The organism is Flavobacterium rhamnosiphilum (assembly GCF_004349195.1).
GTDB lineage: Bacteria > Bacteroidota > Bacteroidia > Flavobacteriales > Flavobacteriaceae > Flavobacterium > Flavobacterium rhamnosiphilum.
Genome location: NZ_SMLG01000006.1, coordinates 156,531 through 179,745, shown reverse-complemented (window position 1 = coordinate 179,745; position 23,215 = coordinate 156,531). Strand labels below are relative to the sequence as shown.

At 32.7% G+C, this 23,215-nt stretch carries 20 protein-coding genes; 15 read left to right on the top strand and 5 right to left on the bottom strand.

Going from position 1 to position 23,215, the window contains the following annotated elements; all coding sequences use genetic code 11:
• Positions 1 to 12: 12 nt before the first annotated feature.
• Positions 13 to 2,217 (bottom strand): TonB-dependent receptor, encoded by a 2,205-nt coding sequence (locus tag E0I26_RS09880; protein WP_131916313.1) that lies wholly within the window; start codon positions 2,215 to 2,217, stop codon positions 13 to 15.
• A gap of 178 nt (positions 2,218 to 2,395) precedes the next feature.
• On the opposite strand from E0I26_RS09880, the gene E0I26_RS09875 reads away from it, so the two are divergent.
• From E0I26_RS09875 to E0I26_RS09820, 11 genes are all read left to right on the top strand, one after another.
• On the top strand, positions 2,396 to 2,854 hold the full coding sequence (locus tag E0I26_RS09875; protein WP_131916312.1) for a YciI family protein: 459 nt from the start codon (positions 2,396 to 2,398) through the stop codon (positions 2,852 to 2,854).
• Between the two features lie 4 nt (positions 2,855 to 2,858).
• Entirely contained in the window at positions 2,859 to 3,209 is a 351-nt protein-coding gene (locus E0I26_RS09870) for an MmcQ/YjbR family DNA-binding protein (RefSeq protein WP_131916311.1), read from the top strand.
• An 18-nt stretch (positions 3,210 to 3,227) separates the two neighbouring features.
• Entirely contained in the window at positions 3,228 to 3,785 is a 558-nt protein-coding gene (locus tag E0I26_RS09865) for a sugar O-acetyltransferase (protein WP_131916310.1), read from the top strand.
• A 76-nt stretch (positions 3,786 to 3,861) separates the two neighbouring features.
• A complete protein-coding gene (locus E0I26_RS09860; protein WP_131916309.1) occupies positions 3,862 to 4,257 on the top strand; it encodes a hypothetical protein in 396 nt (131 codons plus the stop codon).
• 64 nt (positions 4,258 to 4,321) lie between these two features.
• On the top strand, positions 4,322 to 4,582 hold the full coding sequence (locus tag E0I26_RS09855) for a hypothetical protein (RefSeq protein WP_131916308.1): 261 nt from the start codon (positions 4,322 to 4,324) through the stop codon (positions 4,580 to 4,582).
• Position 4,583: 1 nt separating this feature from the next.
• Positions 4,584 to 4,973 carry an SMU1112c/YaeR family gloxylase I-like metalloprotein gene (gene gloA2 / locus E0I26_RS09850; protein ID WP_131916307.1) on the top strand — a complete coding sequence of 130 codons (390 nt, stop codon included), beginning with the start codon at positions 4,584 to 4,586 and terminating at the stop codon, positions 4,971 to 4,973.
• Between the two features lie 128 nt (positions 4,974 to 5,101).
• A complete protein-coding gene (locus tag E0I26_RS09845) occupies positions 5,102 to 6,382 on the top strand; it encodes a chloride channel protein (protein WP_131916306.1) in 1,281 nt (426 codons plus the stop codon).
• A 6-nt stretch (positions 6,383 to 6,388) separates the two neighbouring features.
• Positions 6,389 to 6,997, top strand: a complete 609-nt coding sequence (locus tag E0I26_RS09840) for an HPP family protein (RefSeq protein WP_131916305.1) — start codon at positions 6,389 to 6,391, stop codon at positions 6,995 to 6,997.
• Between the two features lie 203 nt (positions 6,998 to 7,200).
• Positions 7,201 to 7,740: an IS1096 element passenger TnpR family protein gene (locus tag E0I26_RS09835; protein WP_131916304.1), complete on the top strand. Its 540-nt coding sequence runs from the start codon at positions 7,201 to 7,203 to the stop codon at positions 7,738 to 7,740.
• 89 nt (positions 7,741 to 7,829) lie between these two features.
• Complete coding sequence (locus E0I26_RS09830; protein ID WP_131916303.1) at positions 7,830 to 8,888, top strand: nucleoid-associated protein; 1,059 nt, start codon at positions 7,830 to 7,832, stop codon at positions 8,886 to 8,888.
• A 1,300-nt stretch (positions 8,889 to 10,188) separates the two neighbouring features.
• Positions 10,189 to 12,558 carry a GAF domain-containing protein gene (locus E0I26_RS09820; protein ID WP_131916301.1) on the top strand — a complete coding sequence of 790 codons (2,370 nt, stop codon included), beginning with the start codon at positions 10,189 to 10,191 and terminating at the stop codon, positions 12,556 to 12,558.
• Here E0I26_RS09820 and E0I26_RS09815 read toward each other — a convergent pair.
• The gene (locus E0I26_RS09815) at positions 12,555 to 13,739 is read right to left on the bottom strand and encodes a Pycsar system effector family protein (protein ID WP_131916300.1); all 1,185 of its coding nucleotides are present in this window, start codon (positions 13,737 to 13,739) and stop codon (positions 12,555 to 12,557) included. The genes E0I26_RS09820 and E0I26_RS09815 overlap by 4 nt on opposite strands.
• Positions 13,740 to 13,765: 26 nt before the next feature.
• On the opposite strand from E0I26_RS09815, the gene E0I26_RS09810 reads away from it, so the two are divergent.
• The gene (locus E0I26_RS09810; protein WP_131916299.1) at positions 13,766 to 17,500 is read left to right on the top strand and encodes a metallophosphoesterase; all 3,735 of its coding nucleotides are present in this window, start codon (positions 13,766 to 13,768) and stop codon (positions 17,498 to 17,500) included.
• Here the strand turns inward: E0I26_RS09810 and E0I26_RS09805 are convergent.
• Together E0I26_RS09805 and E0I26_RS09800 are read right to left on the bottom strand one after the other, a co-directional pair.
• Positions 17,483 to 18,361, bottom strand: coding sequence for an SdiA-regulated/phytase-like domain-containing protein (locus E0I26_RS09805; RefSeq protein ID WP_131916298.1), 879 nt, complete (start codon positions 18,359 to 18,361; stop codon positions 17,483 to 17,485). The genes E0I26_RS09810 and E0I26_RS09805 overlap by 18 nt on opposite strands.
• A gap of 36 nt (positions 18,362 to 18,397) precedes the next feature.
• Positions 18,398 to 19,465, bottom strand: a complete 1,068-nt coding sequence (locus E0I26_RS09800) for a hypothetical protein (RefSeq protein WP_131916297.1) — start codon at positions 19,463 to 19,465, stop codon at positions 18,398 to 18,400.
• 418 nt (positions 19,466 to 19,883) lie between these two features.
• Here E0I26_RS09800 and E0I26_RS09795 point away from each other — a divergent pair, with 418 nt between their 5' ends.
• The 3 genes from E0I26_RS09795 to E0I26_RS09785 all read left to right on the top strand — a co-directional run bounded on the left by E0I26_RS09795 (position 19,884) and on the right by E0I26_RS09785 (position 23,067).
• Positions 19,884 to 21,713 (top strand): PAS domain-containing sensor histidine kinase, encoded by a 1,830-nt coding sequence (locus E0I26_RS09795; protein WP_131916296.1) that lies wholly within the window; start codon positions 19,884 to 19,886, stop codon positions 21,711 to 21,713.
• Positions 21,703 to 22,104 carry a response regulator gene (locus E0I26_RS09790; RefSeq protein WP_131916295.1) on the top strand — a complete coding sequence of 134 codons (402 nt, stop codon included), beginning with the start codon at positions 21,703 to 21,705 and terminating at the stop codon, positions 22,102 to 22,104. The genes E0I26_RS09795 and E0I26_RS09790 overlap by 11 nt, the downstream gene beginning before the upstream one ends.
• 66 nt (positions 22,105 to 22,170) lie before the next feature.
• Positions 22,171 to 23,067, top strand: a complete 897-nt coding sequence (locus E0I26_RS09785; RefSeq protein WP_131916391.1) for an ABC transporter ATP-binding protein — start codon at positions 22,171 to 22,173, stop codon at positions 23,065 to 23,067.
• Here E0I26_RS09785 and E0I26_RS16495 read toward each other — a convergent pair.
• Positions 23,054 to 23,197: a hypothetical protein gene (locus tag E0I26_RS16495; protein ID WP_165929434.1), complete on the bottom strand. Its 144-nt coding sequence runs from the start codon at positions 23,195 to 23,197 to the stop codon at positions 23,054 to 23,056. The two genes, E0I26_RS09785 and E0I26_RS16495, sit on opposite strands and share 14 nt — an antisense overlap.
• Positions 23,198 to 23,215: the final 18 nt, after the last annotated feature.

Sequence of the window (23,215 nt, the reverse complement as noted above, 5' to 3'; positions counted from 1 at the left end):
TGAAATTGTTATTTATAAATTCTTCAATTGATTGTCTTTTTTATCGTTGCTGATCGTCCAAAAGAAGCCTACAAAGAAAAAACGATCAGCCGTCGGAACGATTTCTTTTCTGTTGTAAAACCCCGCATTATCTGGATTATTAGCATATTCATATCCAAAAACATTCTGAGAACCTAAAACATTGGAAACCGAGAAGTATAAAATCTTTTGCTGCGACACTAAATACGCCCAATTGAAACTCAAACTGTTGTACGATTTCGTTTTTCCATTCATGAATTTCGCTTCATTTGGATTGTTGTATGGTCGTCCCGAACTATACGAATTCGTGAAACCTATTTGTGATTTCCAATCCTTTATCCAATATTTAGTAACGATTGACAAACTGTGATCCGCAACAAAACTAGGCGTAACTTGGGAACTGAAATTTTTATAATCCCTTTCGGTGTCGATGTACGAATAGGAAACCCAATATTCTAAGTTTTTGATTGATTTTCCGTCTCTCCAAAATAAATCCAAGCCTTTCGCATAACCAGAACCCGTATTATCATAAATCGAATTATAAACGGCTCTTTCTGTGTCGAATTTTACTAAATTGCTGTAGTCTTTAAAATAGGTTTCCGCACGAAACGTTTTCCCGTTTTTATTGTATTGAAAATTCAAAATATAATGAGACGCTTTTTCGCTTTCAAACTGATGGTTGTTGGAATATTTAATGTATTCCGCATTTGGAGTTTGGGTAAAATCGCCATAAGCAAATGAAAACTGACTGTTTTTAGCCATTTTATACGCAAATGAAATTCGGGGTGAAATAGCAGTTTCGTTTAGCAAATCGTTATTCGAAGCCCTTACTCCTATTTTTGCAGCCCATTTTTTAGAGAAGAAAATATCAGCTTCCGTATAAACAGCTGCAATGTTAGCATCATATCCATTGGTAAAAACCGAACCTGAATTTTCCTTAAAATCTTCATTGAATTGGGTAACAAAATAATCGGCTCCAAAGGATAGTTTCAATCGGTCAGAAAAACTTTTTTTCAATTTTAATTTCAAATGAGCCGCATTTTCATCATTGGCCACTTTATCTGAATCCAGATTTATTTTATTGTTGCTATAGCCATAACTCAACCCAGAAGTAATTTGCCAGTTATTCCCAAAAACGCCTTTGTAAGACGAATTCAAATAGAAATTATTATTGTTTAAATCGACTCTGATTTTCTCCGGCGAATTGATATTTTCCTGATTAATATCAAATTTAGAGCTGTCAAAAGCAGCGTATACTTTCAAAATTCCATTATTGAAATTATAACGGTAAACGGTTTCTCCTGACAAGGATTGAAAAGGACTGTTCCAATCCACATTTTGAGGAATAACCGCTTGATACGGGGCTAAATTGATATAATTCGCATTTACACTCAATGAACTTTTCTTCCATTTTTGGGTATTTCCAATCCCTAAACCTACGGTCATCAAAGCGATTTCGGTTTTATTTTGATCTGGATCATCTTGTGTATTCAATAACAAAACACTGGATAACGCTTCGCCATATTCCGCTGAATATCCACCTGTAGAAAATGATATTCCACTGAATAAAAAGGGTGAAAACCTGCCTCGCGTAGGTAAATTATTCGTGGTTGCGCCATAGGGTTGCGCCACCCGAATCCCGTCTACAAAAGTTTGTGTTTCATTGGCCTCGCCACCACGAACAAACAATCGCCCGTCCTCGCCTACCGTTTGTGTTCCTGGCAACGTTTGCAAAGCCGCAATAATATTTCCCGCTGAACCTGCTGTAGTTACAATATCTAAGGGTTTCAAAACCGAAACTCTTGCTTTGTCGCCCGCTTCTAATGTTCCGGCCGTAATCACAACTGCATCAAGCGAAGTAACACTTTCTCGTAGTTTGATGGTTTTATTTTGGAAATTAGCGACATCAATTACTGTTTTTGAAGTTTCATAAATCAGGAAACTCACTACCAAAGTTTGATTCCCGGTTGTTGTAGTCGTAAAACTAAAATTCCCCGTTTCTGTACTGGAAGCACCGTCATAAGTTCCTTCGATAAAAACATTAGCTCCGGAAACTGGTTTTCCTTTCTCATCCACCACTTTCCCTGAAATTGTATTTTGTGAAAAAATAGTCAAGCTGAATAATAAAATGGCAAGAGTAAAAATCGATTTAAGGGTTCTGTTCGAATGATTTGATTGTTCAATAATTATTGGTTTCATGATATTTGATTTTGATACCGCAAATATCTATTGGAAAAATCAGAACTGGAAAAAGTTATTACTGAACTGTTGAAATTACAGGATGAGTTGTTTTAGTAAATAAATTTCGGATTTGAAATCACGTATTTTTTATTTTATGATGAAAACCTTAAATTTGTGTACAATCAAATTCTGAAAAATGAAAAAATTACTCTTTTTACTTTTACTGTTCTCTTTCAGCACTGCAGTATTTGCTCAAGAAACTCCCCCAACATATGACGAAAAACTGGCAAAATCTTTAAATGCCGACGAATATGGCATGAAGAAATATGTTTTTTGCTTGTTAAAAACGGGAAGCAACACGACAGCCACAAAAGAACAAACTCAAAAATTATTTGAAGGCCATATGGCTAATATTAATCGATTAGCGCTAGAAGGAAAACTGGTTGTGGCGGGTCCTTTCATGAAAAACGAAAGAAATTATAGAGGCATTTATATTTTTAATGGCGCCAGTATTGAAGAAGCTAAAGCCTTTGTAGCAACAGATCCTGCGGTACAATCGAATCTGCTTGAAGCTGAACTGACGCTTTGGTACGGAAGTGCGGGATTGCAGGAAACACTAAAAATTCATGATAAAATAGCCAAAACTAAAATCTAATTTCATGAATATTGAAGAATTACAGGTTATTTGTAAATCAAATGCAGCTGTAACCGAAAATATTAAATGGGGAAATGATTTGTGTTTTTGCATAGGCGAAAAAATGTTTTTGGTTATTGGTTTAGACCAATCTCCTACTTCAGCGGCTTTTAAAGTTTTGGATGAAGAGTTTGAAGAAATCAGCAGTCGAGAAGGTTTTAAGCCCGCACCTTACACAGCTCGTTACAAATGGGTTATGATTAACGACATTAATCAAATGACAAAAAAAGAATGGCAGTTTTACATTGAACAATCCTATTCTTTAGTTAGAGACAAACTTTCTGTCAAAATAAAAAAGCAACTTGACTTTATCTAAAAGTCAAAAAATCAAACTATGAAAACCGAAAAAGAAAAAATGATAGCTGGAGAATATTATTTGGCAGGCGATTCTGTTTTAGTAAAAGACAGACGAAAATCTAAAAATTTGCTCCACCGATTAAATGTTGTTGAATATAGAATAACCAAGAAAGCGCGAGAAATACTAAAAGAATTAATCCCTAATGCCGGAGCAAATCTTTATATTGAACCTCCATTTTTTTGCGATTACGGATACAATATCAGTTGTGGAGAAAATGTTTATTTTAATGTAAACTGTGTTGTTTTGGACTGTGCCAAAGTAACTATTGGCTCTAATGTGTTTTTTGCTCCGGGAGTTCAATTGTACACCGCCACACATCCGCTGGATGCTGAGCTTAGAAAAACGCTGGAAAGTGCACTTCCAATAACCATCGGTGATGATTGCTGGATTGGGGGAAACTCAGTTATTTGCCCGGGTATTACCATAGGAAATGGTTGTGTAATTGGTGCTGGTTCAGTAGTTACAAAAGACATTCCCGACAATTCTTTGGCAGTTGGAAATCCGGCAAAAGTGATTCGGAAATTGAATGTTTAATGAATATCCGAATTATAACTCCTCAAAACTAAAATTTCCTATATTTGTTAGAACCTTTAAAAACAAATAAATAATTATGAAACATCTTAAAGCATTTCTAGTTTTGGTACTAATTGTTGTTGCAAACTCCGTTTCGGCTCAATCCACTTTTGATAAATGGCCAGCCATAAAAGAATTTCACGAAGTAATGTCCCAAACATTTCATCCGGCTGAAGAAGGAAATTTTGCACCAATAAAAGCGCGTTCAGAAGAAATGATGAAAAAAGCAGCAATGCTATTAAAGTCTGATATTCCTGCAGAATTTAAAACAAATGCAATATTAGCATCGGCAGAACGATTACAGTTAAAAAGCAAAGCGCTACATAAATTAGTCACTTCAAATGGATCTGATGCCGCAATTTTGAAATCAATCACTGATTTACACGACACTTTCCATGAGATTGTAGGACTTTGTTCCGACGCAAAAAAATAAAAAACTAAAGCCTAATCAATCGATTAGGCTTTGTTCATTTTACACCTTATTAATTCAAAAAATAATGCCACATCTATTAGCAAAACTTAAGAATGTTCCTATTGCAATCATTAGGGAAATTTTAGAAAAAGACAAAGCCTTTCATGCCGAAAACAATATGTTTCTGGAGCATCTTTGGCAAAATGCCGATGATGAAAATGAAGTGCTGTTTCTTTTCCGAATAAATGATATTGATGAAACCAAAGCGTTGATCCATAAACTTCATTCAGATGCTTTGATTCAAGATGCCAATGCAAATCTTCCTGGAATGACTTATTTAAAATAACATGCTACAACTCAATAAAATCCACCATATCGCCATTATTTGTTCTGATTATCAGAAATCGAAAACGTTCTACACAACCGTTTTAGGGCTAACAATTATTCAGGAAATTTACCGCGAAGAAAGGCAATCGTATAAACTTGATTTAGCCTTAAATGGAAATTACGTAGTCGAACTTTTTTCATTTCCAAATCCTCCGCAACGTCCTTCAAGACCAGAAGCGGCAGGATTACGCCATTTAGCTTTTGAAGTGGATGACATTCAAAAAACGCGAGATTTTTTAGTCCGTCAAAATATCAATTCAGAAGAAATCCGTGTGGATGAATACACTAAAAAACGGTTTTTCTTTATTGCTGATCCAGATGACCTACCGATAGAGTTTTATGAAAAATAAGCAGTTTTCACTTGTAAAAAAGTAAAAATACTACCGAAATCATAAAAGAAAACAGTCCAATTCATATTTCAATTCTAGTTTGATTTTGTTTATTTAAATTTGTAGTATTCAGACAATTAATTTTTCAAATGAACAATACCACACAAATTAAAAAAAACTATCACTTCATTAAACTCCAAAAACTAGTTATTGTATCCATTCTAATTGGTTTTCTTTCTGCTTTTTTAGGTGTTATTTTAAAAAACGCAACGGAATATTATGAAGAAATCTTTTTTCACCAAACGATTGTAAATCCAATATTCTTTGTTGTTTTTCCAGTTTTTGGATTGTCAATTATTTTTTTTCTTCGGGAATATGTATTCAAGAAAAAAGAAAACAAAGGGATAAAAGAAATCTTTGAAAGTACCAATTCAAATTCAAAAAATCTACCCAGTTACAAGATTTCTTCACACTTCATTAACGGCTTATTGACCGTAGTTTTTGGTGGTTCTACTGGAATAGAAGTTTCGACAGTTGTCGCTTCGGCAACTATTGGTTCTGTTGCGCAAAGGAAACAAAATGTTTTTAGACAATACAAAACAGAATTAATCTGTGCAGGAGTTGCAGCAGGAATTACGGCATTATTCAGCAGTCCAATTGCCGGAATTTTATTTTCACTCGAAGTAATCTCAAAAAAAGTAACCCGGGCGTTTGTACTAACAAACCTTATAGCCGTTTCGATCGCTTTTGGACTCCTTTATTTATTGGATGAAAAACCTTTGTTTGCAGTAAATAGTACGACTTGGCATTTAAGAGCTATTCCCTACTTTATACTTTTAGGGATTATAGCAGGAATACATTCCGTTTATTTAACCCGTTGTGTATTATTTTTTAAAGAACAATTTTCAAAAATAAAAGTCCCTTATTTCAAAATCATCATCGGATCTTTGATTCTGAGTATTTCTCTTTTTGTTTTCCCACAACTTTATGGCGAAGGATATCATGCCATCAAAACTATTTTCATTAATCCAAATGAAATGGTACTTTCACTTTCGTTAGCACTAACCTTTATTGGAATTTTACTTTTGAAACCCATTGTTGCTTCGGCCACTCTTGCTTCTGGTGGAGATGGTGGTGTTTTTGCACCAAGCCTTTTTATCGGTGCTTTTTTAGGATTACTCCTTGCTTTACTCTTAAACACATACCTTAATGCTGATGTAATCCCAATAAATTTCATGATAATAGGAATGGCTGCCGTTTTGAGTGCCAGTATCCATGCGCCTTTTACTGCCATATTCTTAGTTTGTGGTTTAACCAATGATTATACTTTATTTCTTCCAATTCTGGTTGTTTGCCTGATTTCAAAATATACGGCGAAAATGATTTATCCTTTCACTGTTTACTCCTATTCACCAAGTTTAATAAAGTAACTGCCTATGCCTGTTCAAAAAATAAAAAGAAATTATCGCAAAACTAAATACATTCTGTACAAAGAAACTTTAATCGATTTTAAAGAACATTTTTGGGCTTTTTTGGGTTCATTCATTGGCATTGGCATAATTGCCTATTTACAATCTCAAACATTACCACATTCGGATGTGGTTTACTTAATTGGTTCATTCGGTGCATCAAGTGTCTTGGTCTATGGCGTAATTCAAAGTCCATTAGCACAACCGAGAAACCTTATTGGAGGGCACTTGATTTCTGCAATTATTGGTGTTACGGTATATAAATTCGTTCCAGATATACTTTGGATAACCGCTCCGCTTGCTGTTTCTTCCTCTATTGTTTTGATGCAAATGACTAAAACATTGCACCCTCCAGGCGGAGCAACCGCTTTGATTGCAATAGCTGGTTCTGAAAAAATTAAAAATCTTGGCTATTGGTATGTACTTTCTCCTGTTTTGAGCGGTGTACTTATTTTGCTTGTCGTCGCTTTGGTTTTTAACAACATGGCCCACAGCAGACTATATCCAAATCATAAAAAATACCATCAATTCAGAAAAAGAGTCGTTACCATCTTCAAAAATAAAACTGACGAGTAAAAAACAATGAAAATGGTATTCTTCGAATGAAAATTCTAATTTGCGAATACCATTTTAATTTAACTTCCCGACTTGGGTGAACTTCCAATTACCACCATTCTTAAATGAATGCATACACAAAAATCTTATCAACAAATCGAAAATCTGAAATCTAAATCTAAAAATTAAATTTTACCTTTGAGCTTTCAATAAAAACAAAGATTATGGTTTATAAATTTAGAGTGATTCTAGACGCGGAAGAAGATGTTTTTAGAGACATTGCAATACTTGAAGACGATACTTTAGAAGATTTGCACAATGCTATTTTCAATTCCTTCGGATTTGACGGAATGGAAGTGGCTTCATTTTATACTTGCGATGAAACTTGGAATCAGGAAGATGAAATCTCTCTTTTTGATACCGGTGATGTTCCAGGTGAGCAAAAAATCATGAGCGATTACCAATTATCAGATATTTTAGATAAGGAAAACACTAAAATCCTCTATGTTTATGATTTCATCAACATGTGGACTTTCCTTGTAGAGTTGGCTGCTGTAGAAGATCAACTTGCTGGAAATACGTATCCAGAAACCATTTTTTCTCACGGTGAAATGCCTGATGAAGCCATGGAAAAAAACTTTGAATCAGATAATGCCGATGACTACAATAATGAATTTGAAGATGGACTAGACGAAGATGATTTAGACATGTTTGAAGGCGATGATAGTTTTGAAGACTACGGGTTTGAGGAGAACTGGAATTAAAGCATTATACAATTAAGAATCAAGAGCCAAGATAAAAGACCTTTTTGCTGTCTTTCATCTTGGTTCTTTTATCTAAAAAAATAAAAAACATGATCAATTTATATAATACACACATCGAAAATTTATCAATTCACAGAGTTGGTAATAAAAGTAGAAACGAGGCTATTTTTTTATCGGAGCAACCTTTTAATCTGAATGATGAGATTGTGCCTTTGATGAAAGAATTTTTCTTTAAACCATTTAGAGAAAAAGAAGAAAACTATTTTCAGTTTGCACATGAAATCGATTTGGATTACAACGATATGTTCAAATACGCGACAGAGATTTTTGAGAATCCAAGTAATATTCACGAAACTTCTAAAAAAATAACACAGCATTTATTTGAGCAATCCAATCATCCACACATCAAGAATGGTGAAGTATACGTTACCTATTTAACAAACGTAAGTATTGATAATAATGTCGTGGATGCGATAGGAATTTTCAAAAGTGAAATACAAGCAGACTTTTTGCAATTTGAAGAAAAAGAAACGCATTTAGAAATGATTTTACAACAAGGTGTAAGTCTAAATAAATTAGACAAAGGTTGTTTGATCTTCAACTATAAAAAAGAAGAAGGTTACAAAATCCTGACTGTAGACAGCAACCGTTATGATGCCAGATATTGGTTAGAACATTTCTTATCTGTTGATGCTTTTGAGGATGAAAACTTTATCACTAAAAAGTATTTAAAATTCTGTCAGAACTTCGCTAAAGACGTTGTTTTTCCTGCGGAAGACAAAAAAGAAGAAGTGATGTTCATGAACCGTTCTGTGAACTATTTTGCAAAAAACGATCAGTTCGAAGAAACTAATTTCCTAAATGAAGTATTGGATAATCCAGACTTAATTCCGGAATTCAAGAACTATAAAATTGATAAAGGAGAAAAATACAGTATTGAAGATGTAACATCCTTCCCTATTGCTAATGCTGCGGTTTCTGATGCGAGAAAATCAATCAAAAACGTAATCAATTTGGATACACACATCCAAATAAAAATGGATTTCATCAATCCTGAAAGTGCGGAGAAATTTGTTGAGAAAGGTTGGGACGAAGAAAAACAAATGTATTACTACTTAGTTTATTTCAATAAAGAAGAGAAAAGCTAGTTACAGTTCTTATACTTCTAAATATTCAATCCTCAATTACTTAAGTAGTTGGGGATTTTTTTTATGCCCTTTTCACACCTTCTTATATGAGGTTATAAAAAATTATTTTGTTATTTTTATAAGAATTTAATTATTTTAATTAATTTAAAATGCATTTAATCGACTTTATTTGATATTTAAACGGTTATTAATTAAGTTTAGTCCCCCAAATCTAAATAACCAGTATATATGAACACAATCGAAATCAAAGAAAAATTTATAAGTAAAAAAATCCTGTGTTCACTATTTGGCCATAAAATAATAACAACCCGAAATGTAACAAATCATTTCAAGGAATTTAAGTGCACTGTTTGCCATCTCGAATTAACTAACGATGAAAAAGGCAGAAAAACATTTCTTACCCCAGAGTTAAAAGAAATAAATGAAACACTGATTGGTTTCTATAATAAAAGGATTCATTCGGTTTAAAATTATTCTCTGGTTTATTACATCTATTTGATTTCAAAGCAACAGCTTATTCCCTTTTTATTCTTGAACAAAGCATGCGTTTTATAAAATTTAAAATTTAAATTCAGTTTATCACTAACGCTCTAAAAACCTTGAAAAGATGCTAATCCTTATATTAATCCAGTCTATACTATTATTGAGACAAAAAAATAAATTAAAAAAAAGTCTCTTGAACTCCAATATTACCTTTATCAGCAAATCATAACTTGATTTAAAAGATACTCTCTTGCTAAAAAGCTGTAATACTTGCAAATAAGTAGTGCATTTTACTGTCTAAAAAACATTTTTAAGCAATTTACACAAATATTCAATACAAACAATATATGACCTATCCGTTACTTGTACCAAGCTACATCTTATGAATAAAATTTAGCTGTCTTGTCATTTCGACGAAGGAGAAATCACATAACGAGAGCAACTAATGAGATTTCTCCTTCGTCGAAATGACAAAATTAAATACATTGGTATTAGTAACGGACAGTCATAAAACAATATATGATTATCCTTAACTAGTACCAATACTATTTTTTGCCACAGATTTAAAGGATTTTCACGGATTTCTCCAATAAATCTAATTCACTTTTTTCTTTAATCTGTGTGAATCTGTGAAATCTGTGGCAAAAAAATAAAGTTAGTCCTCAAAGCGGACAGTCACAAAACAATAAAAGTAATTAATCCGTTTCTTTACAATTCTTATAAAATAAGAGCTTCTTAAAAATGAAACTAAAAGACAACTTGTAGACTTTTGGTTTCGAATTATTTGTAAATTTGTTTTTCCGTAAAACAAAAGAGGATGACTCCTAATTTTTTTAAAGACAGCCCGTTCAAAACCTTGATTTCATTCCATAAGCTTATCAAAGCTCTGGAAGAAATTGCTGTCACCAATGTGGATTATCGTTCCAATTACGCCAAAGCATTATTAAAACAAATAGAACCTTTTCCTGAATTTAGAACAGGAATTGAAGATTTAAATTTAATTCATGAAAATGAAACGGTAATCAAATACCTATTAGCCGACCTATTTCCTACTGCCTTAACTAATAATGAAATTAAAGCAGTGACGATTCCTTTCCAGAATTTTACTTTTAATTATACCGAAAGATTCAAAAAAACACTTCATAATGCCGGGACAACATTTGACATGACAATCCGAGATTTTGATGAACATCAATTCTACATCATGAATTGCATTTTGATTCTGAACACATTTTACAACCAGCATTTCGATTTTAACAAACCTTTATTTTACGATATCCCAGATGCAAATGGTATTATGAAGCATTATAGAATTCTATATAATGCCGATTTTATGGAAATTATCCCTACTGATAAAGCGATAACATTAACTCCAGAAGACATCGATTTATTGATGGATAATTATGATAACATCGATTTGTGGAAAGAAAAATTCCCATCGGAAAGTTGGATTTTAAAAGGCTTTGGTATCGTATCTCTATTTGATGCTTCCATTGAAAGTGCCATTTCAAACTTGAAAAGTAATCTTCTAAAATCAGAAACGGAACAAGTCGATAATACCCCGAATTTTGAAACCATTTTTCGTTCCATTTTCAAGGTATCCGATTTACAAGTTGGTTTCATCATTTATAATGAAGAAGATGAAAAATTTACAAGGCCAATTTATGATGATAAAAAAATAGGCAGTTTTATTCTTCACGATATCGAAGAAGTCGATTGTAAAAACGCCCTTTTTGGTTGCTCTTTAAAAAACATTTTAGAGCAAAATAAACCTTTTATAATTTCAAATGTTGAAAAATTCACCCTAACATCCGGAAATGAAAAACTGGGAGAACATTTGTTGAAACAAAATATCAAAAGCTGCATTCTTGCTCCTGTAATAAAAAATGATAAACTTTTAGGCATTATAGAATTGGTTTCGGCAAAACCAAGAGAGCTAAACAGTATCAATGTAAACAATCTAGACTTGATTTTGCCTTATTTGGTAGATACATTGGAACGTTACAACAATGATATGCAACACCAAATAGAAGCCATTATTCAAAGAGAATATACTACGATTCATCCGAGTGTGTATTGGAAATTCAGAAAAGAAGCTCAAAAATATTTCCAAACCAGCAATCAAAGTAAAGGTTATATTTTTAAAGAAATTGTTTTCAAAGAAGTATATCCTTTATATGGTCAAATTGACATTAAAGGCTCTTCCGAACATAGAAACGAGACCGTAAAAGGAGATCTGAAGAATCAACTGAAAACACTCTTGCAAATCTTTGAAAATCTAAAATCCAACACCAATCTTGTATTGTTGGAACAGCGAAAATTTGAATTACAATCGTTTTTCAACGAATTGGATTCCCCCCTGAAAGCAGATACCGAACAACAGATTCAACGTTATATTGAAACTGAAATTCATCCCATTTTAAAAAATTCTAAAATGGATCATGAGTGCCAAATTTTGGTTGAAGACTATTTTGAAAAACTAGATGAAAAAACGGGACTGTTTTACCAATCCAGAAAGAAATTCGATAATGCAATGTCTATTGTCAATAAAAAACTGGCTGGAATTCTTGATAAAAAACAAACGGAAGCACAAAATATTTTTCCGCATTATTACGAACGGTTTAAAACTGACGGGGTAGAACATAACTTGTATATTGGTGCTTCAATTGCTCCCAATCAATATTTTGACAATCTATACCTTCACAATTTAAGATTATGGCAATTGCAAACCTTGTGTGAAATGGAGTTAGAACATCATCGACTCAAGTCATCTTTACCCTATAAATTAGAGGTCACTTCGTTGATTTTAGTATTCAGTTCCCCTATTTCCATCCGATTTAGAATGGATGAAAAGCGTTTTGATGTTGATGGAACGTACAATGCAAGATATGAAGTGGTGAAAAAACGAATCGACAAAGCCAACATCAAAGGGACTAAAGACCGTATTACCGAAAAAGAAAAAATCACCATCGTATATTCACACAATCAAGAGGAGACAGAATATTTGAAATACATCAAATTCCTGCAATTCAAAAATATTCTCGAACCAACCATCGAACAATTCGAGGTGGAAGAATTACAAGGTGTTTCCGGGCTGAGAGCCATAAGAGTAAAAGTGGTCAATGTCGAGAATGGAGCAATGACTAAAAAATATTCTTATCAGGATTTATTGGACGAATTAAACTAAACGCCAACCGCTTTGAAAGCAATTACAAAAGCAATAACCGACAAAATTATTCCTATCATAAAAAGATTATAGGCAATTCGCAATAATCTATATTTTTTCTCCAGAACCAATCCCAGAAAATATAAATCTTTAATCAACGAATTATACAGATATTCTCTGTCTTTCATCATCTCATTCATAGCCCACTCATAATCCTGCAGAGGCATTTTATAAAAGTTTCCAAAGAAAAGCAGGTTCACTTTTTTATCTTCAATGTCTTGCTTCGTAAAAACACCCTTAGTCACTTTGGGACGTGTAGAAAGTATGGCAAAAATGATGGTAATCACACTGGACATCAACATAAAGAAAACAGGAATAACCAAATGAGCATTTTTTGGACTGTCTAATTTTGGAATAATCGTAGAAAGTGCAATCGAGATAATAATCGCATTTACGGAAAGTAAAATATTGGCTTTGCTGTCGGCAATGCCACTCAAACGAGTGTGATTACTCAATGTGATTCGGAACAAAGTATCAATCCCTCGGTCTGGTTTTTCTTCTTTCTCTCTCTTTTTGATTTCTTTTTCTAGCTTTTCTTTCGCTTCTTCTTCAACTTTTTTTATTTTTTTCTGTACTTTTTTAATATTTTTTTCCTTTAAAGGTTGCCAATTTTTTAAAGCATAATCAGTATAAAAATGATGCTTATTTACTAAAAAATCCCTGTTTTCTATTGCCCAATCTTTATCCGTAAATGATTTCTGTTCTGTATTTTCCCATTCTGTTCTCAAAAAATCACAAGCCAAAGCATAATCTTCACTAAAAAGATGGTAATAATCTGCGTCTTTTATTATTTTTTCAAAAAGGTTTTGAGGTACACTATCCTTTCTAGTTGCTTTGATTAAGCTAGAAACTTTCTTTATATAATCATCCGATTTTCCTTTTTCTTTTAAAAAATCGGCAGCAATAACACTACTTAAATCTTCGTGGTTTGCACAACCTTTTATATATCCGGTATCGTGAAACCAAGCTGCAAATAGTAGCATTTCTTTGTCAGAAGGATTTAAATTTTCACTGTCGGACAATGTATTAACTGCATCAACTACGCCAAGTGTATGATTAAAATTATGATAGGTATATAAAACAGAAAGTTTATCTTTGAGTAAATTAAACACAAAATCTTGGGCTTGATCGATAAGAGTCATAAAATAATTTTTTATACTACTAAATTATGAAATTGTTTTTGGATAATTGTTTTATTACCTCGAATAAAGTAGCTTTTATGTTATTTGTTTTGGCATTGATTTTTCAATCATGTGCAACACATCGCGCACAATTTGGTAAAGAAATCAAGAATCCAATAGTACAAAACGAAACAGACAGCTCAAAAATTGCACATACTTTTTATTTAATTGGCGATGCCGGAAACGCCAATGTAGAAAAAGCGCAACAAACAATTGGTTTACTGGAAGATCGATTAAAAAAAGCAAACAACAATACGACTCTGTTATTTCTTGGCGATAATATTTATCCAAAAGGATTACCCAATACTGACCATCCAAATGAGCGAATTATTGCCGAAACTAAGCTCACAAATCAACTAAAACTATCTAAAGACTTCAAAGGTAAAACCATTTTTATTCCCGGAAACCACGATTGGTACAGTGGAATTAATGGTTTAGAACGCCAAGCAAAGTTTGTAACGGAATATTTAAATGATAAAAAATCATTCTTACCCAGAAAAAGCTGTGGAATTGATGATTTAGAAATCAATAAAAATCTAATACTGATAACTATAGACAGCCAATGGTTTCTGGAAGATTGGGATAAAAGCCCAACCATAAACGATGATTGCACGATAAAATCAAGAGAAGCTTTTTTTTATGAGTTAGAAGACATTTTGAATAAAAATCAGGAGAAAACAATAATTCTGGCGCTCCATCATCCGTTAATGAGCAATGGAACACACGGCGGTCAATTTTCATTGAAAAAACAACTATTCCCATTAGAACAAAAGATTCCACTTCCTGTCATAGGTTCCGTTATCAACCTCATCCGAAAAACATCTGGAATAAGCCCACAAGATATTCAAAACAAACACTATACTTTTTTTATAAAACGCATAAAAACACTATTGCAAAGCCAGGATAATGTCATTGTAGTTTCGGGCCATGACCATAATTTACAATACATTGAAAAAGACAACATCAAGCAAATTGTAAGTGGAGCCGGATCAAAATCAGAGGCCGCAAAAGCCGTTTACCCGAATGATTTTTCTTATGGTGGAAATGGGTATGCTGCATTAACTGTTTATGAAAATGGAGCCGTAAAAGTTTCTTTTTACGGGAAGGAAAACAACGAAGAAAAACTGATTTTCGAACAATTTATAGTAGCTAAAAAAGACGATTTCAGCACCAAAAATTTTCCAACTTCATTTGCCAAAACTACCACTGCAACTATCTATTCAGAAAAACAAACCGATAAAAATGCATTTTATAAATTCCTTTTCGGGAAGCATTATCGAAAGTATTACAGCTTGCCGATAGAAGTAAAAACCACTACGATTGATACTCTTTTTGGAGGTTTAAAACCAAAACGTGCCGGTGGCGGACATCAGTCCAAATCATTGCAAATTGTAGATAAAAACGGAAAAGAATATGTAATGCGCGCCTTGAAAAAAAGTGCTTCTCGTTTTCTGCAAGCTGTGGCATTTAAAGACCAATTTATCGAAAACGAATTTGAAGATACGTATGCTGAGAACTTTTTATTTGATTTCTATACCACTTCACATCCTTACACTCCTTTTGCTATTGGGAATTTGGCCGAAAAAATTGGTGTTTCACATACAAATCCTGTATTGTATTATATTCCTAAACATAAAGCTCTAAAGGATTACAATGCCAATTTTGGGGATGAATTGTATATGGTGGAAGAACGTCCTACTGACAGCCAAATTGACGTAAAAAGCTTTGGAAATCCTAGCGCGATAATCAGTACGGAAGATCTATTTAAGAATCTTCACAAAGATGAAAAGTATACTATTGATGAAAATGAATACATCAAAGCACGTTTATTTGACATGCTCATTGGCGATTGGGACAGACATCAAGATCAATGGCGCTGGGGAGAATATAAAGTGGGTAAAAAGATAATTTACAAACCGATTCCAAGAGATCGTGACCAGGCATTTACAAAATATGATGGAGCATTCCTTTCTCTTTTGATGAATATGCCTGCATTGCGTCACATGCAAACCTTTAAAGAGAAAATTAAAAATGTAAAATGGCTGAATAGAGAACCTTATCCTTTGGATCTTGCATTTCTTAAAACTGCCAATGAAAAAGATTGGTTACTACAAGCCAAATACATTCAGGAAAACCTTTCGGATAGTGCTATAGACAGCGCCTTTGATAATCTGCCAAAAGAAGTTCAGGATGAAACGATAGAAGCTATAAAACGCAAATTAAAAGCACGAAAAATGCAATTGCAGCGCTATGCTTCTGACTATTATAATGTGTTACAAAAAACGGTTTTGATTGTTGGTACCGATAAAAAAGACAAATTTATAATTCATCAGACAACAAAAAATAAGATTGGCATCGAAGTATATCGTTCAAAAAACGAAGGAGATGAATTGCTGTACACAAAAGATTTTGTTGCCGGAAAAACAAAAAACATCTGGATTTACGGATTGGACGATGACGATATTTTTGAAGTAAAAGGAAAATCAAAATCAGATATAAACATTCGATTAATTGGAGGACAAGACGAAGATTCTTATACTGTAGAAAATGGAAAAAAGGTGAAAATTCATGATTTTAAATCAAAAACTAATACCTACGCTTTAGATTCAAAAACCAGAGTTCTTTTGTCTGATGACTATGAAACCAGTTATTATGATTATGAAAAGCCCAAATACAATGCTTTCACAGGAATACCAAATATTGGTTATAATCCTGATGATGGTATCAAAATAGGTTTTATGGCAAACTATACCATCAATAAATTCAATCAAAATCCATATACGCAAAAACACATTTTGAAAGCGAATTACTTTTTTGCCACTGATGGATATGAACTGGTTTACAATGCACATTTCCCGAAGTCCATCGGCAAATGGGATCTAGATTTAGAAAGCCAATTCACAAGTCCGAATTTTACAATTAATTATTTTGGTGCCGGAAATGAAACCGCAAATAATGACGAAACTTTCGGAATGGATTACAATCGTGTTCGCATCCGAATGTTGAAGGTTTTACCATCAATCAAAAAAGTGGGCAAATACGGAAGTACACTACATTTCCAAACTTCATTTGAGAAAATCAGCGTAGAAGAAACCAATAATCGATTTATAAACATTCCCGGAATTGTAAATCCTGGTGTTTTTGACAGCCAACAATTTGCGGGAGCAACACTTAAATATAGTTTTGAAAATTATGATATTCCATCTTTTCCTTCCATGGGAATGGGTTTTTCAATAGCTGGAACATGGAAAATGAATTTGAATGATACCAAAATAAATTTTCCTTCAGTAGAAAGTAAACTTAATTTCAACCATAAAATTGATGCTAATGGTAAAGTAGTTTTAGCGACTATTTTGAAAGCAAAAGTACTATTGAATAACAATTTCGAATTTTATCAAGGAGCAACTTTGGGAGGTGATTATGATTTAAGAGGCTTCAGAAACGAGCGTTTTTTAGGCAATCAATCCTTCTATCAAAGTAGTGACATCCGTTGGAATTTAGGAAAAATCAGAAGAAGTGTTTTACCTATGACTTACGGAATTCTAGGCGGTTTTGATTATGGAAGAGTTTGGCAAAAAGGCGAGAATTCAGATAAATGGCATCAATCTTTTGGTGGCGGATTGTGGCTCAACGGCCTGAATGTGGTCACAGCCAGAATCACCTATTTTAAAACGCTCAATGAAGAAGCCCGAATCGCTTTTGGCTTAGGATTTGGATTTTAGTTTTTTGACGCTTACATCATAAACATTCCCGCCTACGCTTTTAGTTTTTTCATCAGCAATAAAAAGTTTGTCATTGTCAATAAAAGAAGCAGCTTCTTTTTGTGAAAAATGATTTAACTCAAAGCTGGTTTTTATTCCATTCAGAAAATTATCACCTTGGAAACTTTCGAATAAAAAAACCGTATCATGTGTTAAAACAGCAACTTTGGACCCATCAGGACTTATTGTTGCAGCCGTAATTGCACAATGATTGTAATTGTCACAAGTTTTAAATTCTCCCATTAAAACCGCTTGATGAAAACCTGCAGTATTTGGAATTTTATATAAAAAAGCGGTACCGTCAAAACCTTTGCTTCGGTTTTTGGTGAAGAGATAGAAATTATTTTTAAACTCAAAAAAACCTTCAACATCATAGAACATTTTTGTTTTTTTAGGAGGAAAATCTTTTTGTTCCGGGTACGCAAATGAAATTTTATACGCTGGAATTGCACTTTCTGTAGCTAAGGAATTTTTATCGATTTTATAAATACTCAAATCCTTTCTTTCATTATCATTGTTTCCAAAATCACCAATATACAGATTTCCATCTTTGTCTTTTGTAATATCTTCCCAATCGATATTCTCCGTATTTTCGATGGTTATCGTTTTTTCAATTTTACCGTTTTCAAAATTCAGTCCGTAAATTTCATTCGCATTACCGCTGTCTTCGAGTGTCCAAAGCAAATTGCTTTTAGACAAATAGGTAATTCCCGAAACTTCTTTTAGCTTTTTAGGCAACGAATAAACCGTTGTTAAAGTACCCGAATCTTGTTGACAAGACAGAAAAGTAAAAACAGATAAGATGAAAATGTAGTTTCTCATAATTGAATTAATGTAAATAATAAATTTATAAAAAGACTAAAATCCCGTTTTAAATAAATTTGTGTTTTTAAAGTTTCTCGTAATAAATTCAAAAGCAGCACTCATAATATTCCCCATGGATTTTGCTTTTTTAAAATTCAAATCATTCGTGTAACGGTATAATTCTAATTGCAATTGATTCAAATGTTCCTCTGGTGCGATAACATCATCCCCCATAATTTGCAATAATCTTTTAATACGATTTTCGGCAGAATGGATTCTTTTGGCAAGAACCGCTCTTTCCTCATCTTTGTATTGCTCGATTGAACTGTTTTGAAGTTTGTCTTTAACCAATTTTACCATTGGATAGTTTTCTTTGAAAAATTGAGGTCTATAGACTTTAAAATTTCCTTCATAACATTGTTGGTCAAAATCGATGGCGCGTATTTTATAAACAACATGGTCAAAATCATGTGTAGGAACAATTACATAATTATAAGAACGCATATCGCCCAACAATCGTATCATGCAACGCTCGTTGAATTTCACAAATTCTTTTGCAATTTGTGATTTTTCAGTTTCGGTACAATCCGCCAAAAGTGTTTTTATAAAAACATCACCCGGAATTCCCATGATGTGTTCCTCTATCAAAGTGTCATTGTACACTAAAAAATTGATTTTATCCGGTGACAGAATATGCTCGAGTTCTAGGCCGTAAATACGGGAAGCATCTGCTTTCTTGATATAAAAATGAGTGTAATTATCATTCAGAATATTTCTGACTTTTATTCGAAAAGGTTTCGAGTTTCCAAAAGTACAGTAATCAATGGAATCCACATTCAAAAATTTAAGAATCCCCAGATTACCATCAGAATGCAATAGCGAATAGATTTTTTTTAGATTTAAATCAATTTCTTCCCTTTCAAATTCATTATAATACACTCTAATCCATAAAGTGTCCTCATCGTTTTTATCATAAACGGTCACAGATCCTGAAAAGCGCAATAAATCATCGTAAAAAATAGAAACTTTTGACAAACGGTCAAAACGTTCCAAGTATTCCAAAAGTGATTTGTTTATTGGATACGATGGTTTTTTAAAAAGCATTACTGGCTCACTACTCATTTGAAAAATAATTTAATACAAAATTACAATAAATTAAGCCGTTGGAGGGTACTCCTTTTTAAATATATGTTTTCAAAGTACTGCTTAATTAGAAGCATAAAAGTATTTCAGATACCGTTTTTAATTTTCATATTTTAAGTCAAAATTATTTTTATCCGATAAGAACCTAAAAGGAGTAAAAATTAGACAAAAAACGTAACTATTTAATTATTAGGTAAAAACCGATTTTTTAAAACCGATTTAAGTTTAAAACAAATACAGGCAAAAACATAATAAACTAATTAACAATGAATTAACCAATATTCAATAAAAATAAAATCATAAACATCAGTTTTTTTATGTTAAAAAGCACTAACACCAAGATATTAACTTTATATTTGGTTGTCCCCAAGATTATTAAAACATTTAAAACTCACTAATGACAGATAAGCTTGAACTCTATTTCAAAGCTGCGCAGTCAGCTAAAATTGGAATCTGGAAAATGAACCTCCAAACCAATGATGTGTATTGGGATGCTGTTACGAAATGTATTCTTGAAGTCCCGGAAGATTTTGAACCTATTAATGGAAATGGTATTAATTTCTATACAATAGGTGAAAATAGAGATCGAATTAAAGTACTTATTGAAAGAGCAATCAATGAAGGGATTCCATTTGATGATAAATTTCAGATCACCACAGCTAAAAACAACATCAAGTATATTGAATGTATTTGTCAGATAGAAGCTATTGACGGAAAACCCGCGAATTTACTGGGCATTTTTCAGGACATCACAAATGAGCAGAATTTAATAAATGAATTACAGTTAAGCGTAGAAAAATTTTCTTCGATTTTTTCCAGTGCCAATGACGCCATTTTTATTATTGACACCTCAAATGGAATAATTACGGACTGTAACCCCAGATCGTCAGAACTTACAGGATACAACAATTCTGAATTGAAGGGTTTGCATAATTCGAAACTATTCCCGGTTGAATTTAGAACAGAGCTTCGGTTTTTTTTAAAATATAATTTAACCCGGAATGAATATACGGTCAATGAAACGCATATCAAATCAAAATCTGGAGAAACTATACCTGTAGAAATAGCTTCAGGGAAAAAATTTCAAGTCGCTAACATAACGTATTTGGTTTGTTTCATTAGAGATATAAGTGAAAGAAAGAATGTTGAAGCTAAATTAAATTTGTTATCACTTGCAGCTTCCGAAACTACGGACACCATTGTAATTGCCAATGAAAATGGAAAAGCGGTATGGGCAAATCAAGCCTATTTAGATCTTACCGGTTTAAATATGGAGGAAATAATAGGGCAAAAACCCGGCTATTTATCCAAAGGACCTGAAACTGATTTAAGCGCTTCCTCATTAATGAGAAACGCAATTAAAAATAAAGAAAGTATAAAAATCACAATATTAAATTATAATAAAAACAAAGAGAAATATTGGTTTGAACTAAATATAACTACTGTGTTTGACAGCAATAACAATTTCATTAATTTTGTTGGAGTGGGTCGAAACGTAACCCAAAGAATTGAAAAAGAGTTTGAACTTAAACGATTGTTAGATGTTACCAGCAGTCAAAACAATAAACTGTATAATTTCACTCACATAGTCTCCCATAACATACGTTCTCACACTAGTAATTTATCAATGGTTGTGGATGTGATTGAAAATACAGATGATATTGCTGAGAAGCTTTCCTATTTTGATTTATTTAAAGAAGGAACAGAAAAACTGTCAGAATCAATTGAATATTTGAATGAAATTATAACCATTCAGCAAAAAACAAATATTGAAAAGACCAAGATTCGGTTAAAGAGTGAAATCGAAAAAACAAAAATGGCTTTGAGTTTGGTAATTAAAGATAGTCAAATAACAATTACGCATACTATCCCAGATGATCTGGTTGTAATTGCAATTCCCGCCTACTTAGATAGTATTTTGCTGAATTTAATCACAAATGCCATTAAATATAAATCTCCAGAACGCAAAGCTGTTTTAGAAATTGGCTATGAGACCAGAGATGATTGCACCATAATAAACTTTAGAGATAATGGTTTAGGGCTGAATTTAAAAAAAAATGGGCATAAACTTTTTGGAATGTATAAAACCTTTCACGGCAACGAAGATGCAAAAGGAATTGGATTATTTATAACCAAGAACCAACTCGAAGCTATGGATGGAAAAATTGAAGTAGAAAGCGAAGTGGGTTATGGTTCAAATTTTAAAATTTATTTAAATGAAAAATAAATTAACGTACATTATTGATGATGACAAATTAACGGTGAAATTGATGAGCATTCTCATCTCTAAAAATAAGTTTTGTGAAGAAATCCAATCCTTTAATAATGCCCAATCAGCAATCGCTAAATTAAAAGAAAATTGGAATGATAATGAAAATCTGCCCGATGCCATTTTACTTGATTTAAATATGCCTGTGATGGATGGATGGCAGTTTCTGGATGAATTTATTCTTTTACCGATAAAAAAAGAAATTTCAATTTTCATCATGACCTCTTCAATCGACCCTGCAGATATAGAAATGGCAAAAAAATATGATGTGATAAAAGATTATATAATGAAACCTATTACAGCCCAAAAATTAAATGAGCTATGCGCACTAATTGCTAAAATAAACTAATTCAAGTTTAAGAGTAACAATTTCCTGTCTTGTTCGTCCTATATTAAATTAATAAAGATGAACCCATTGGAAACTATACTTTCTATCAAAAATCTCAACAAGCGTTATGGCTCACTACAAGCCCTGAAAAACGTTTCTTTCGACATACACAAAGGCAATGTATACGGAATTCTAGGTCCTAACGGGAGCGGAAAATCAACAACTTTAGGAATCGCTTTGAATGTGGTCAATAAAACCTCCGGAGAATACAGCTGGTTTAGTGGTTCAATGGAAACGCACGAAGCCCTAAAAAAAGTAGGTGCCATTATAGAAAGACCTAATTTCTATCCTTACATGACTGCTAAGGAAAACTTAGAACTGGTTTGTAAAATTAAAGGAATCAACTATGCAAAAGTCAATGAAAAACTTGAATTAGTAGGTTTAGTTGATCGACAAAACAGTAAATTCAGTACTTTTTCTTTGGGGATGAAACAGCGATTAGCGATAGCTTCTGCCCTATTGAATGATCCTGAAATTTTAATTCTTGATGAACCTACTAATGGTTTAGATCCTCAAGGGATTCATCAAATTAGAGATATTATCAAACAAATTGCATCAAAAGGGACTACCATTTTACTCGCCTCTCATTTACTGGACGAAGTAGAAAAGGTATGTACCCATGTTTTGGTTTTAAGGAAAGGAGAAATTTTATACACTGGTTTAGTGGATGGTATGTCAGCAAATGAAGGCTTTTTTGAATTACAAGCTGACGATACTGAAAATTTAATCCTAGCTGTTAAAACTCATCCAGCTGTTAAAAATGTTGTAAACGAGGATGGGAAAGTTTTAGTTTATTTAAAAAATGATTTAGATGCTAAGGGATTGAATCGATTTCTTTTTGAAAAAAACATCATACTAAATCATTTGGTAAAACGTAAAAACAGCTTAGAGGAACAATTTTTAGAACTGACTAAAAATCAATAACAATTTCAATGGCAATGACAATTTCAATGGCAATTTCAATAACAATTTCAATGGCAATGACAATGGCAATGGCAATTTCAATTTCAATGGCAATAAAAAAATCTAAAAATCTAATAGTCCAACAATCCAATAGTCTAACAATCTAATA